At 66.0% G+C, this 13946-nt stretch carries 12 protein-coding genes; 8 read left to right on the plus strand and 4 right to left on the minus strand.

Annotation, left to right across the window (positions count from 1 at the left end; translation table 11 throughout):
• Window positions 1-102 precede the first annotated feature (102 nt).
• Together Ga0080574_RS26480 and Ga0080574_RS10785 are read right to left on the minus strand one after the other, a co-directional pair.
• Window positions 103-927, minus strand: a complete 825-nt coding sequence (locus Ga0080574_RS26480) for a universal stress protein (protein ID WP_237219357.1) — start codon at window positions 925-927, stop codon at window positions 103-105.
• Between the two features lie 90 nt (window positions 928-1017).
• The gene (locus Ga0080574_RS10785) at window positions 1018-1776 is read right to left on the minus strand and encodes an IclR family transcriptional regulator domain-containing protein (RefSeq protein WP_076698612.1); all 759 of its coding nucleotides are present in this window, start codon (window positions 1774-1776) and stop codon (window positions 1018-1020) included.
• 107 nt (window positions 1777-1883) lie between these two features.
• Here Ga0080574_RS10785 and Ga0080574_RS10790 point away from each other — a divergent pair, with 107 nt between their 5' ends.
• Genes Ga0080574_RS10790 through pcaF form a run of 3 tightly spaced genes read left to right on the plus strand, consistent with a single transcriptional unit; the run spans window position 1884 to window position 4494 of the window.
• Window positions 1884-2603, plus strand: coding sequence for a 3-oxoacid CoA-transferase subunit A (locus tag Ga0080574_RS10790; RefSeq protein WP_076698615.1), 720 nt, complete (start codon window positions 1884-1886; stop codon window positions 2601-2603).
• 17 nt (window positions 2604-2620) lie between these two features.
• Window positions 2621-3295, plus strand: coding sequence for a 3-oxoacid CoA-transferase subunit B (locus tag Ga0080574_RS10795; protein WP_156876450.1), 675 nt, complete (start codon window positions 2621-2623; stop codon window positions 3293-3295).
• Window positions 3295-4494 carry a 3-oxoadipyl-CoA thiolase gene (gene pcaF / locus Ga0080574_RS10800; RefSeq protein WP_076698621.1) on the plus strand — a complete coding sequence of 400 codons (1200 nt, stop codon included), beginning with the start codon at window positions 3295-3297 and terminating at the stop codon, window positions 4492-4494. Before Ga0080574_RS10795 ends, pcaF begins: the two co-directional genes overlap by 1 nt.
• A gap of 5 nt (window positions 4495-4499) precedes the next feature.
• Here pcaF and Ga0080574_RS10805 read toward each other — a convergent pair whose 3' ends face one another.
• Window positions 4500-5414, minus strand: coding sequence for a LysR substrate-binding domain-containing protein (locus tag Ga0080574_RS10805; protein WP_076698624.1), 915 nt, complete (start codon window positions 5412-5414; stop codon window positions 4500-4502).
• Window positions 5415-5489: 75 nt separating this feature from the next.
• On the opposite strand from Ga0080574_RS10805, the gene pcaD reads away from it, so the two are divergent.
• The 5 genes from pcaD (at window position 5490) to Ga0080574_RS10830 (ending at window position 9106) form a co-directional block, all read left to right on the plus strand.
• Window positions 5490-6272 (plus strand): 3-oxoadipate enol-lactonase, encoded by a 783-nt coding sequence (pcaD, locus tag Ga0080574_RS10810; protein ID WP_076698627.1) that lies wholly within the window; start codon window positions 5490-5492, stop codon window positions 6270-6272.
• Window positions 6269-6652, plus strand: coding sequence for a 4-carboxymuconolactone decarboxylase (gene pcaC, locus Ga0080574_RS10815; RefSeq protein WP_076698630.1), 384 nt, complete (start codon window positions 6269-6271; stop codon window positions 6650-6652). Before pcaD ends, pcaC begins: the two co-directional genes overlap by 4 nt.
• Complete coding sequence (gene pcaH / locus Ga0080574_RS10820) at window positions 6649-7377, plus strand: protocatechuate 3,4-dioxygenase subunit beta (protein WP_076698633.1); 729 nt, start codon at window positions 6649-6651, stop codon at window positions 7375-7377. The genes pcaC and pcaH overlap by 4 nt, the downstream gene beginning before the upstream one ends.
• Window position 7378: 1 nt before the next feature.
• Window positions 7379-7984, plus strand: coding sequence for a protocatechuate 3,4-dioxygenase subunit alpha (gene pcaG / locus Ga0080574_RS10825; RefSeq protein ID WP_076698637.1), 606 nt, complete (start codon window positions 7379-7381; stop codon window positions 7982-7984).
• 69 nt (window positions 7985-8053) lie between these two features.
• Window positions 8054-9106 (plus strand): 3-carboxy-cis,cis-muconate cycloisomerase, encoded by a 1053-nt coding sequence (locus tag Ga0080574_RS10830; protein ID WP_076698640.1) that lies wholly within the window; start codon window positions 8054-8056, stop codon window positions 9104-9106.
• Window positions 9107-9234: 128 nt separating this feature from the next.
• Here the strand turns inward: Ga0080574_RS10830 and Ga0080574_RS10835 are convergent, their stop codons facing one another.
• On the minus strand, window positions 9235-13848 hold the full coding sequence (locus Ga0080574_RS10835) for a choice-of-anchor I family protein (protein WP_076698643.1): 4614 nt from the start codon (window positions 13846-13848) through the stop codon (window positions 9235-9237).
• Window positions 13849-13946: the final 98 nt, after the last annotated feature.

The following is a 13946-nucleotide window of genomic DNA, read 5'->3' on the forward strand; positions in this document are numbered from 1 at the left end:
ATGCAGCAAGAGCGCGCCGTCGCTCCGCCGGCGCGCTCTTGCGTTCAAGCACGATACAGCCGGCTCTCGCAGCGTCGAAGCGCCCCGCCCGCCGGCAGTGACTCAGTGAGACATGAAAACCGGGATCTTGATGCCCCGCAGAACGTGATGGGTGACACCGCCGAACATGTCCTGCGAGAACTTGCTGTGCTCGTAGGCGCCCATCACCACCAGCTTCGCGCCGATCTCGTCGGCGGTGGACTGGATGATCTCAGCGATGCTGCGCTCGGGGCGGGCAAGCGGGATATGCTCGGCATCGACGCCGTGCCGTTCGAGATGCGACATGATCCACTTGGCGGAGGGGAGATCCTCAAGCACGTTGCCCACCGTCAGGATGGAGACCTTTCGCGGCTTGCGTTCAAGCACCGCCATCGCGTCGTTGATCGCGCGCGCCGCCGAGCGTTTCCCGTCCCAGGCAACCAGCGCGTGGCTGGCCATGCTGTCGGCCTCGTAGCCATCGGGCACGACAAGCACCGGACGCCCGCTGCGCAGCGCGATGATATCCGGGCTGACCGCGCGATATTCGTCGGTCGGCAACTTCGGGTGGAACCCGGTCACCACAAAATCGAAGTTCCGCGCGATCTCGGACGGCGCGGCGCGGCCGATCACATCCGGCATGACGAACTCACAGCGCTCGCCGATACCGGCGGCGGCGGCTTCCTTGTTGAACGTATCGCGCAGATCCGTGATCTTTTCGCGCTCGGCATCCTTCAGCTTCAGGCGCAGATCTTCGCTCAGCCTCAGGATCTGATCGAAATAAGACGTGGAACCGCTATACATCCCGGTCAGCCAGGCGTCGTGACGCTTGGCGATCTGCACCGCGTGACGGAGGCTTCCGGGGAAGGCGGCGCTTCCCGTATGTGCCAGCAGGATATTCTTGATGCTCATGGTTCGCTCGCGTTGCACAGGGCTTCGATATTGGGTAACGCGAATATTATTAGATGTCTATTATTATTTGGGCGCTCTGCGAAAATGCCTCTATATCAACCGCTTGAGCCCGGCCTGCACCTTCAGCAACCGTGGCAGATAGGTCTCCACCATCTGCCCCGCCTCCCCGGCGCTGGCCGCCATGCCCGTGTTTAGCGCCGCGACGACGCGGTCGTGCCGGTCGATCAGCGGCACGGCAATCGAGCGCAGCCCGATCTCGATTTCCTGGTCGATGATCGCATAGCCCTGGCTGCGCGCGGCATCGATCCGCGCCATAATCTCCTCGGGATCGGAGATGGCAAAGGCGGTGCGCGGCGACAGGTCCGAGGCCTCGACCCGCGCCCGCGCCTCATCGCGCGGCAGCGCCGCCAGCAGCACCCGGCCCATCGAGGTGCTGCATGCCGGCAGCCGCGAGCCGGGCATCAGCCCGATGGACATCACCCGCTTTTGCGCGGCGCGGGCGATATAGACGATCTCGGCCTCGTCCAGCAGCGCCACCGAACAGCTTTGCCCGATCTGCTCCGAGAGCTGGTCGAGCCAGGGCTGCACGATCTGCGACAGCGGCAGCGAGGCCAGCGCCGCCACGCCCAGACGCAGAACACGCGGCGTCAGCGTAAAGAACTTGCCGTCGTAATCCGCATAGCCCTCGCGGTGCAGGGTCAGCAGCACCCGCCGCGCGGTGGCACGGTCCAGCCCGCTCGCGGCAGAGGCTTCGGAGATGGAAAGGCGCGGCGTGTCGCTGCCAAAGGCCTCGATCACCCGGAGCCCCTTCGCCAGCGAGGCGATGTAATCGGTGGGTTTGTTCGACATGCGAACAGAATTAGCCACGATGTGAACAAATCTCAATATATGAACAATTGGACTCGCCCCCCTGCCCGCAGCGGCAGTATCCCGACGGCAGAAATGGAGGACCTTATATGAACAAAGTCACGTCCACCACGGCCGAGGCGGTCGCGTCGATCCCCGACGGCGCCCGGGTGATGATCGGCGGTTTCGGCGGCTCCGGCGCGCCGATCGAGCTGATCCACGCGCTGATCGACCGCTTTCGCGCCACCGGCAGCCCGAAGAACCTCACCGTCATCAACAACAATGCCGGCAACGGATCCATCGGCATCGCCGCGATGATCAAGGCGGGCATGGTGGCCAAGATGGTCTGCTCCTTCCCGCGCTCGTCCAATGCCGAAGCGTTCAACGAGAAATACCTCGCCGGCGAGATCGAGCTGGAGCTGGTGCCGCAGGGCACGCTGGCCGAACGCATCCGCGCCGCCGGCGCCGGCATCCCGGCCTTCTACACGCCGTCGAGCTACGGCACCGAGCTGGCCGAGGGCAAACCGACCGAGGAATTCGACGGCAAGATGTATGTGCGCGAGCGCTGGCTCAAGGCCGATGTCGCGCTGATCAAGGGCCAGAAGGGCGACCCGATGGGCAACCTCACCTACCGGCTGGCCGGGCGCAACTTCAACCCGCTCATGGCGATGGCCGCCGACCGGACCGTCGCGCAGGTGGCCGAGCTTGGCGAACCCGGCAGCATCGACCCCGAGCAGGTCATCACCCCCGGCATCTTTGTCGACACCGTCGTCGAGGTGCCCGAACCGCAACAGGAAGAAGTGCTCGTGCGCACGGGAGTGGTCTACTGATGTCCGATTTCAACCTGATGGAAGACAAGCTCTCGAACGCCCAGATCGCCTGGCGCGCGGCACAGGATATCGAGGACGGCTCCTATGTGAATCTCGGCATCGGCTTTCCCGAGCTGATCGCCAAGTTCCAGCCCGAGGGCCGCGACGTGACCTATCACACCGAGAACGGCGTGCTGGGCTTTGGTGCCGCCCCCGAGCCGGGGCAGGAAGACTGGGATCTGATCAATGCCGGCAAGAAGGCGATCACGCTGAAACCCGGCGCGTCGTTCTTTCACCACGCCGACAGCTTTTCGATGGTGCGCGGCGGGCATCTCGATCTGGCGGTGCTGGGCGCCTATCAGGTCGCGCAGAACGGCGATCTGGCCAACTGGCGCGTCGGCTCCAAGGGCGTGCCCGCTGTCGGCGGCGCGATGGATCTGGTGCATGGCGCCAGGCGCGTGGCAGTGATCACCGATCATGTCACCAAGGATGGCGGCGCCAAGCTGGTCGAGACCTGCACCTTCCCGCTGACCGGCGTCGGCTGCGTCACCCGCGTCTATACCTCGCTCGCGGTGGTGGATGTGCAGGACGGCCATTTCGTGCTGCGCGAAAAGCTGCCCGCCATCTCGATGGAGGCGCTTCAGGCGGTGACCGGCGCCACGCTGCATACCGACGGCCCCGTCGGCGACCTGATCGTACCGGAGGATCTGTGATGACCGACGTCTATATCTGCGACTATATCCGCACCCCCGTGGGCCGCTACGGCGGCGCGCTCTCCTCGGTGCGGGCCGACGATCTGGCGGCGATCCCGCTGCGCACGCTGGCCGAGCGCAACCCGGGGCTGGACCTCGCCGCCATCGACGAGGTGATCATGGGCTGCGCCAACCAGGCCGGCGAGGACAACCGCAACGTGGCGCGCATGGCGCTGCTGCTCGCGGGCTATCCCGAAACCGTGCCCGGCACGACCATGAACCGGCTCTGCGGCTCGGGCATGGATGCGGTGATCACCGCCGCCCGCGCCATCAAGGCCGGCGAGGCCGAGCTGATCGTCGCCGGCGGCGCCGAAAGCATGAGCCGCGCGCCCTTCGTCATGCCCAAGGCCACCGCCGCCTTCACCCGCGCCAACAGCGTCGAGGACACCACCATCGGCTGGCGCTTCGTCAACCCGCTGATGAAGGCGCAATACGGCGTCGACAGCATGCCCGAGACGGCGGAGAACGTGGCCGAGGATTTCGACATCTCGCGCGCCGATCAGGATGCCTTTGCCCTGCGCTCGCAGCAAAAGGCCGGCGCGGCGATGGAGAATGGTCGCCTCGCACGGGAGATCGTCGCGGTGACCATCCCGCGCCGCAAGGGCGACCCGCTGGTGGTGGATCGCGACGAGCATCCGCGCCCCGAAACCACGCTCGAAGCGCTGCAAAAGCTCAAGACCTTCGTGAAGGCCGACGGCACGGTGACGGCGGGCAATTCCTCGGGCGTCAATGACGGCGCGGCGGCGCTTGTGCTGGCCAGCAAGGCGGCGGCGGAACAGCACGGGCTGCGCCCCATTGCCCGCGTTCTGGGCGGCGCCACCGCCGGCGTCGCGCCGCGCATCATGGGCTTTGGCCCCGCCCCCGCCTCGAAAAAGCTGATGGCGCGGCTCGGGCTTAAACAGGAGGATTTCGCGGTGATCGAGCTCAACGAGGCCTTTGCCTCGCAAGGGCTCGCCACGCTGCGCGATCTGGGCATTGCCGATGACGACCCGCGCGTGAACCGCAATGGCGGCGCGATCTCCATCGGCCACCCGCTCGGCATGTCGGGCGCCCGCATCACCGGCACCGCCATGCTCGACCTGAAGCCGGGCGAGAAATCGCTCTCGACCATGTGCATCGGCGTCGGCCAGGGCATCGCCATCGCGCTCGAAGCGCTCTGAACCGCTCACCGGCGGGCGACATCCTCTTTCGCCCGCCGGTGCAGCAGCCGCGCCAGAAGATCGGCTGGGCTGTTCTCGTCGAAGGTGAACTTGCGGGTGAGCCCCACCGCCCCCGCCATGTACTCCGATCTGAGATCGAGCGCGGCGAGGCTGCCGCGCGCCAGCTCCCGCTCCACCACCCCGCGCGAGATGAACCAGAGCATCTCTGAACGCTCCAGGAGCGTCAGCGCCGCCGGCAACGCCACCGTCTCGAAGACCGGCGCGACGTCCGACAGCCCCATCGCCGCGAGATACTGGTTGACGTTCTGCCGGATGATCGCGCCGGGATTGGGCAGGATGAGCGGATAGCGCAGCAGCGCCTCCTCCACCGGCAGATCCAGCGCCGGGTGGCCTGCCCGCGCCACCAGCAGGATCGGCTCGTCATAGAGATATTCGAAGGACAGGCCCGGCATGTCGGCGGCCTGCGGCATGCGCCCGACCATCAGGTCGATCTTGCCGCCGCGCAGCCGGTCGAGCAGATAGCGGTTCGGCCCGGTGACGATACCGATCCGCGCATCCGGGCGGGCCTGCGAAAACGCCAGCGCCACCAAGGGGAAGAAGCCGCCCGCCACGGTCGGCAGCACCCCCACCTTGACCAGCCCCGCCGCCTGCCCCGAGAGATCGCGCACGCCGGCCTCAAGGCTTTGCAGCGACGCGCGGGCATGGGCGCGGAAATTCTCGCCCGCCGGCGTCAGCACCGCGCGCCGTCCCGTGCGCTCGAAAAGCTGCGCGCCGAGCAGCGCCTCCAGCTCGGAAATGGTTTTCGACAGCGCCGGCTGCGACACGTTGCGCAGCCGCGCCGCGGCCGAGATCGTGCCCGCCTGGGCGACGGTCAGAAACGCCTCCAGATGGCGCAGCTTCAATCCGCTCGGTATATTCATTTGGTTATGGTTTTGCCGCCAAATTGTATTTTTGTAAAGCCGTGACTTATGCCAGATTGCCGTCAGGAGGATCTCATGCAGGCATTGAAACGCGACTGGGGCAGCATGCATCTGCGTATCACCGAAGGTGACGGCACGGCGCTGGTCTTCATCAACTCGCTCGGCACCGATCTGCGGATGTGGGACGATGTCGTCGCCCGTCTGCCCGAGGGCTGGTCGAGCCTGCGCATGGACAAGCGCGGACACGGGCTGAGCGGCACCGCGCCGCAGGGCTACGGCATCCCCGATCTGGCCGAGGACGTGCTGGCCGCGATGGACCATGCCGGGCTGAGCAAGGCGGTGATCGTCGGCTGTTCCATCGGCGGGCTCATCGCGCAGCATATCGCGCTGATGGCACCGGAGCGGGTGATCTGCCTGGTGCTGTCGAACACCGCGCCGATGCTGGGGCCGGCGGATGGCTGGCTGAGCCGCATCGACGGCGTGCGCGCCAACGGCATGGCGGCGATGGCCGACGGCATCCTGCCGCGCTGGTTCGGCCCCGACATGCTGGCCGCGCCCGAGGCCGCCCTGTGGCGCACCATGCTCGCCCGGACCGATCCGGAGGGCTATATCGCCACCTGCGCCGCCATTGCCGGAACCGACATCACCGACCGGCTGGGCGAGATCACCCAGCCCGCGCTGGTGATCGGCGGGCAGCACGATCAGGCGACACCGCCGGAGGTGGTGGAAAAGCTCGCCGCCGCCCTGCCCCGCGCCGATCTCACCATGTTCGACCGCGCCGGCCACCTGCCGGCAATCGAGCAGCCCGAGCTTTTCACCCGCACCCTGACGAAATTCGTGGAAAGGACCATCCAGTGAGCGAGAGCTTCGACAAAGGCATGCAGGTGCGCCGCGAGGTGCTGGGCAATGCCCATGTGGACCGCGCCGAGGCCGGCAAGACCGAATTCGACCTGCCGTTTCAGACCCTGATCACCGAAAGCGCCTGGGGCACCGTATGGGCCTCCGACCGCATCACCCGGCGCGAGCGCTCGATGCTGACCCTCGCGCTGCTGGCGGCGACCGGCAATTTCGAGGAAATCCCGATGCATATCCGGGCCACCGCCAATACCGGCGCCTCCAAGGGGGATGTCGCCGAGGCGCTGCAACATGTGGCGATCTATGCCGGCGTGCCGAAAGCCAACCACGCGCTCAAGCTGGCAAAGCAAACCTATGCGGAAATGGAGGAGAGTGAGAAATGACTGACCTGGGACCGCTGATTCCGCGCAACCGCGCGATCCACCCCGAGCCCTATGACCCGGGCTACAAGACGAGCGTCGCGCGCTCGCCCTTCCTGCCGCTGCTCTCGATGGAGAGTACCCCGTCGGAAGAGACCGGCCCGACCTTCGGTCACGGCATGATCGGCGCGCTCGACAACAACCTGATCCTGAACTGGACCAAGGGTGCCGCCCCCGCCGTGGGCGAGCGTATCCTGGTGCATGGCCGCGTGCTCGACGAGATGGGCCGTCCGGTTCCGAACACACTGATCGAGATCTGGCAGGCCAATGCCGGCGGCCGCTACCGGCACAAGAAAGACACCTATTTCGCCCCGCTCGACCCGAATTTCGGTGGCTGCGGGCGCACCATCACCGACGACAACGGCTATTACGAGTTCCTCACGGTGCGTCCCGGCGCCTATCCCTGGCCCAACCGCGCCAATGACTGGCGCCCGATGCACATCCACGTCTCGGTTTACGGTCACAGCTTTGGCCAGCGGCTTATCACGCAGCTCTATTTCGAGGGCGACCCGCTGATCGACCACTGCCCGATCGCGGCAACCATCAAGGACCGCAGCCAGCTCGACCGGCTGGTCGCGCCGCTGGATTTCTCGAAGTCGCGCCCGCTCGACTTCCTCGCCTACAAATTCGACATCGTGCTGCGCGGCCGCCGCCAGACCATGTTCGAGAACAAGCTGGAGGGTATGTAAGATGGTCCAGAAACTCGACGTTCTTCAGGAAACCGCGTCGCAGACCGCAGGCCCCTATGTGCATATCGGCCTGATGCCGACCTATGCCGGAAATGGCGGCTATTACGACGAGGAAATCGGCACCACGCCCTTCGTCGACGAGAGCAAGGCCGAGGGCGAGATCATCGAGATCGTCGGCTCGGTCTTCGACGGCACCGGCTGGGCGATGCGCGACGCGCTGATCGAATCCTGGCAATGCGATGCCAGCGGCATCTTTCCGGGGCAGGACGGCGCCGATCCCAGCTTTACCGGGCATTGCCGCTTCGCCGCCGATGCGGAGAGCGGGGAATTCACCCTGCGCACGGTCAAGCCCGGGGCCTATACGGGTCGCGGCGGCGTGGCGAGCGCCCCGCATATCTCGCTCTGGATCGTGGCGCGGGGCATCAATATCGGCCTCAACACCCGGATCTATTTCGAGGACGAGGACAACAGTGCCGACCCGCTGCTGGCCCGGATCGAACAGCGTCCGCGGGTGAACACGCTGATCGCCAAGAAGACCGGCGATGGCACTTACCGCTTCGACATCCGGCTGCAAGGTCAGGACGAGACGGTTTTCCTCGACCTGTGAGCAGGCAAAACGGATAAGGAAAGGGGCGGCGCGGACCGCCCCTTTTGCCATGCGAAGGAAAGATCTGCGATGAGCGTTTCGGTTTTCGATCACCCCTGGCTCGGCGGCCTCTTCGGCGATGCCGACATGGCCGCCATCCTCGCGCCCGAGCGGCAGATGACGCATATGCTGGCCTTCGAGGCGGCCTGGTCGCGCGCCTGCGGCAAGGCCGGGCTGTTCGAGCCCGCCGCGGCGGAAACGGCGGCGCGAGCTATCGAGAGCGCCGATATCGACCTCGCCGATATCGCGGCAGGGATGGGACAGGACGGCGTGCCGGTGCCGCGCCTCGTCAAGCAGCTCAAATCCATCGCCCCGCCCGAGGCGGTACACAAGGGCGCCACCTCTCAGGACGTGGTCGACACCGCCATGGTGCTGATGCTGCGCGAGGCCTCCGACCTCATCGCCGCGCGGCTCGGCGCGCTCGACGCGGCCTTCGGAGAGCTCGACGCACGCTTCGGGGACACGCCGCTCATGGGGCGCACAAGGATGCAGGCCGCGACCGAGATGACAGTACGAGACCGGCTGCTGGCCTGGCGCCTGCCGCTGAGCGAGCATCTCGCCCGGCTCGACCAGATTCGCGAGCGGACCGAACGGGTGCAGATCGGTGGCGCCTCCGGCGACCGAAAGGCACTCGGCGACAGCGCGGAAGCGGTGGTGGCGGATGCCGCGGCGGCGCTGGGGCTCGCCCCCACGGGCAAGGCCTGGCACGCGATGCGCGACGGGGTGGCGGAATATGCGGGCCTGCTGTCGCTCGTCACCGGCACGCTCGGCAAGTTCGGGCAGGACGTGGCACTTATGGCGCAGCAGGGGATCGAAGAGGTCGCGCTCTCGGGCGGCGGCGGCTCTTCGGCGATGCCGCACAAGCAAAACCCGGTTTCCGCCGAGCTGCTGATCACACTGGCGCGGTTCAACGCGGTGCAGGTCTCGGCGATGCATCACGCGCTGGTACATGAACAGGAGCGCTCCGGCACATCCTGGGCGCTGGAATGGATGGTGCTGCCCCAGATGCTGATGACGACGGGGCGTGCCCTGGCGGTCGCGCTCGACATGTCGCAGCGGATCACGCGCATCGGCAGCGCCTGACCGGGCAGCGCCGCCGCTCGCGAACATCGTCCCGCCAGCCAATGGCGATGACATCGAAAAGAGACGTTAGGGAAAAGAAACGGGCGCGTGCGGTCCCCCACACGCGCCCGTTTTTGTTGTTTGGACGATCAGGCCAGCAGATCGAAGGTTTCGCCAGTGGCCGCGATGGTCAGGCTGATCTCGTCGAGCGCCGCGCCATCGACCAGCGCAAACAGGATCTGACCTGTCGGCACATGGGTCACGAAAGCTTCGTCGATCCCGTCGTTTCCGGCCCCGGCCGTCGCGGCGGTCTGGACCAGGAAATCAGCCGCCGAGGTCGCCGCCCCGCCAAAGATCAGCGTGTCCTCGGTGCTGAAATCGGCGATCCAGTCGGTGCCGTGCCCGGCATGGCCCGAATGGTACACACGGTCCTGGCCCGCGCCGGTGTGGATCTGGTCGTTGCCGAACCCGCCGTTGAGGAAGTCGTTACCCGCATTGCCGTAAAGCGTGTCGCCAAGCGCCCCGCCCGACACCACGTCGTTGCCGCTCTGACCGGCAAGGAAATCGGCACCGGCATCGCCCGAAAGCTGGTCGTCGCCCTCCATGCCAAAGATCCGGTCGTTGCCCGCGCCGCCCGACACCGAGTCGTCGCCTGCGCCGGCATAGACCACGTCGGACAGATCCGCCTCGCTGCTGCCGCCAAAGATCAGATCGTCGCCCTCGCCGCCGTTCAGCGTATCGGCGCCATCCAGGCCACTGAGACGATCGTTCTCAGAGGTACCCAGAAGACGGTCGGCCCCGGCGGTGCCCGTCTGGACGGTGATGTCGTCCAGCTCGTAGATCGCCGTGTTGCCGTCACCCTCATAGGCGACGAGGATCTGCGCGCTTCCCGTCAGGCTTTCTTCGGCCGGGATGAAGGCGATGGTTTCGGGGCTGATATTTCCCGATGCCTCGCTGTCGATATAGTTGACATAGTCCGGCGCCGAAGGGTCCGAGATATCGAAGACGAACACGCCGTTGTCGCGCTCGAGCCCGACGAAGAGCATCATGCGCCCTTCGACCTCGCCCACCGCGACCGCCTCGGGCTCGACGCCCTTGTCATCGGAGCGGTCGTCGAAATCGCCTTCGTCCTGATTGAACAGGTCGGGGCGGATTTCGGCGATCAGGCGCGACAGCATCGAGGCGCTGTCGAACACGATGGTGCCATCGGCGCTGTAGATGGTGAAGCTGCGGCTGCCGTAGTGATAAAGCTCGTCGTAATCGCCATCACCATCGGTGTCGCCCAGATCCGTCCGCACATGCAGGCGCCCCAGAACCTCGTTGTCCTGAAGCAGCTCGGCATTCGGGAAGGCGCTCGGGTCGAGATCGAGATCGTTGACACGGGCCTCGGTATCGTCGCGCGCGTCGCCTTCGTTGGCGGTGACGAAATAAAGCGCGCCGCCGGTCTCGAAGGAGGCAATGGCGTCGGGTTGGCGCATGCCGTAGAGGTTGTCATAGTTCTGAAGGTTGATCGCGCCGTCCCGGTTCGACGCGTCGAGCGCGTTCTCGGGCAGGCTGCGGTCGATCACGCCAAAGCTGCGGATCTCGGTGATCGCGTTGGTCGCCATGTCGATCACCGCATAGGCGTTGGCTTCCTGAAGGGTCACCCAGGCGACGCTGCCATCGGGGCTGACAGCGATGTATTCCGGCTCCACATCGGCGCTGACGCTCACCCCTGGCTCGAGCAGGATGCCCTGCGCCCGCAGCGCCTCTTCGCTGCCGTCGAACGCGTCGAAGCCCAGCGTCGTGGCGCTGGCCGTCGCCGGATCGGCGAGCCCGCGAATGATCGACACCGATCCGGCGGGGTTGCTGCCGCCTGTGGGTTCGCCCTCGTTGGCCACGAGAATGGCGCTGCCGTCGGGGGTAAAGGTCACCATGTCGGGCAGGTTGCCGACCTCGACAGTGTTGAGCAGCGTACCGTCGGTGTCGAAAAGCGCGATGACCCCGTTCATGGCCGATCCGTCACCGGCCTCGCGCGCCACTGCGGCAGCGATCAGGCCGTTCGACACGGCAACCGACTGGACCCCGTCGAAATCGGCGATGACGCTGAGGTCGAAACTGGTGACGAGCGCTTGCGTGCTCAGGTCGAAGACGTCGATACGATCCTGCGCACCGTTGGTGACATAGGCCATGCCGTTGTCGGTGCTGACCACCTCGGAACCGCCGGTGAAAAGCTCGGTTTCGCCGCTCTCCAGCTGGCCCAGGCGGGTGATCTCGACGGTGCTGTCCGGCACGTCCAGGGTGATCGCGTCGATGCCGCCGTTCTGCGCCAGCTGCACGATGCGGGTATCGTTCGCGATATCCAGCTCGGGCGTGCCGAACGCGGTGTCCTCGGTACCGTGATGGGACTGGAAATACTCAGCGAAGGCCTGCTGTTCGCCCAGAAGGTTACCGGCCTCTCCGTCCGCCGTGGTAGACCCGTTGTCCGTCACATAGGCGATGTCGGTGGCGAGTTCCTGGAACGGATAGCCATCGCCATTGTTGTCGACCAGGAAGTTCAGCGTCACCATCCGCACCGTGGCGGGCGCCGCTGCGGTGAGTTCACCGTCTTCGACGATGATGATGTCGGCGCCGGTTGCGGGATCGACAAGCGCGACGGTCTGCACCCGGCTTCCGACCACCTCGACCTGCGGCATGCCGGTTGCGGGATCCATGATGTAGTTGCCCTCCGCGTCGGTGGCGAGCACCTGCGCGGGCTGGGTTTCGTCGAAGGAGAAGCGCATGCCACTGATCTGCGGGAACCGGCCCGGAGTGTTGCCCGCCGCGGTGTCGGTGTCGGCCACCCCATGCTCCAGCAGCATCAGCAGCGCCTGCGGGGTCAGCGTGACCAGCGCCAGGCTGTTGTCAAAGCGCAGCGAGTTCTCGACATCGAGCTGCGAGAGCACGCCATCGCCCTCATTCAGGCCGGCATTGTCCGACCCGCCGATTTCAGCGCGGATACCGCCGCCGTTGCGCATCGAGATATCGACGCTCGCATCGGCATTGCGGGCCGCCTCGAGCGCCGCATCGGCAGCGAGGTTGCCAAGGTTGCTTTCCTCGGTGCGCACCGTGCCGCGGCGCCCATCCAGAAAGACCTCGTGATAGCCGTAGACGATGGCATCGCGCGCCTCGACGATGTCGGTCACCGCCTGGGTCAGATCCGACACGATGTCGGCGGCGGTCGAGAGGCCGATTGCGGCGCTGGCGGTCGGGGCCACGTCGCCCAGCGCGTCGGCGCCCGGGAGCTGCCCGCGCAGCAGGCCGGCGGGCTGATCGCTGGTATGAATGTTGAGATAGACGTTGCCGGCCTCCAGGTCGGCCAGCTCTGCATCGGTCAGCAGGAAGCGGCCTTCATAGCTGCCCGATCCGTCGCCGTTGTCGCTCACGGTCAGCGCGCGCAGCACACCGCCATTGGTGCCGGCGGCGCCGGTATGCAGATGGATCGCGTCGATCGGATTGCCCTCGGCGTCGACGCCCTCGGGGCTGACATCCTGAAGGGTGCCGACATCCTCGAAGCTGCCCTCGACCACCAGGACATTGCCGTCGACGAACATGCTGAAGGCGCCGTTCGCCGCGCCATCGGCGACGTCATGCACCTGCTGGGCCTCGCTGGTCGCGACATTCAGCGCCCCGGTCACGGTGCCGACCGTTTCCAGCAACACCTCGTCATTGGCGGCATAGGCGCCAGAGACTGTCGCGTCGATGCTGTCCGGGTCGATGACACCGTTGTCGTCGAACTCGACGACCAGCCGGCCCAGATAGCTGTATTCGCCATCGGTGGACACGATCACCACCGGGTTGCCGTCGGCATCGGTGCCCATGACCGGGTATCCGCGATCCGCGGTGTCGCCGTCGAGCAGCGTGTCGGTTTCATCGGCCTGAAGGGTGTTCGAGCCACCGGCGATGATGATGTCCACGCCGTGCAGCAACGTCGCCAGCTCTTCCTCCAGCGCGATCTGCTGAAGGTGCGAGGTGAGAATGATCTTGTTGACGCCCTCGGCGATCAGTGTGTCGATCACCGGCTGCAAGACAGCCGCCAGGGCCGCCATGTCGTTCACGCCGCCGGTGGTTTCCTGCGCGCCGCCGGTCGAGGAGATGGTCTCGATCAGCTGCGTGGTGGCACCCACCACGCCGATGCGCTCGCCGTTCTCGACGATGATCGTCGAGGGCGCGATATCTGCCGTGGCGACACCTGCGGCCAGATCCGCCGCGCTTTCGTTATAGCTGTCCGAGGTCAGGATCTCCGAGGTGAAGGCCCCGCCCAGCGCACCGTCAGCGCTGAAATCAATATTCGAGGTGAGATAGGGGAAGGTCGCGCCGATCCATTCGATCACGCCGTCGCCGCCCTCGGACTGGATGATCTCGGAAAATGCCGTGGTACCCGGATCGAACTCGTGGTTGCCGACAGCGGAGGCATCGAAGCCGATCACGTTCATGATCGAGATATCGACCCGCCCGGCACCGCGCCCGGCATCAATGGTCAGACCCTGCGCCGCGAGATCCTCGCCCAGCAGCTCCTGATAATAACGCCCGAGGGCCGCGCTCAGCGTCCCGCCCATCGAGAAATCCGCAGCCGTGGAAAAGAACGGACCCGGAATGTAGTTGTCGCCCGCCGAAATGGTGATCGAGTTGGCAAAGGTTCCGTCCAGTGCGTCTTCGATCGCGGCAAAGGTCGCGGCGCGGCCCAGGGCCTCGACACCGCCCTCGAGATCGTTGGCGTGGAGCAGCTGCAAAGTATAGGTCATTCTAGAGGTCCTCGGAGAAAACAGTCGCGCGAACCGCTAGCAACCGGATGTAAACGTTTCTTAACTTCCGGATGCGACCTTTGTGACATGACGCGGGG

It is taken from the genome of Salipiger abyssi, from assembly GCF_001975705.1.
In the GTDB taxonomy this organism is placed as follows: Bacteria; Pseudomonadota; Alphaproteobacteria; order Rhodobacterales; family Rhodobacteraceae; genus Salipiger; species Salipiger abyssi.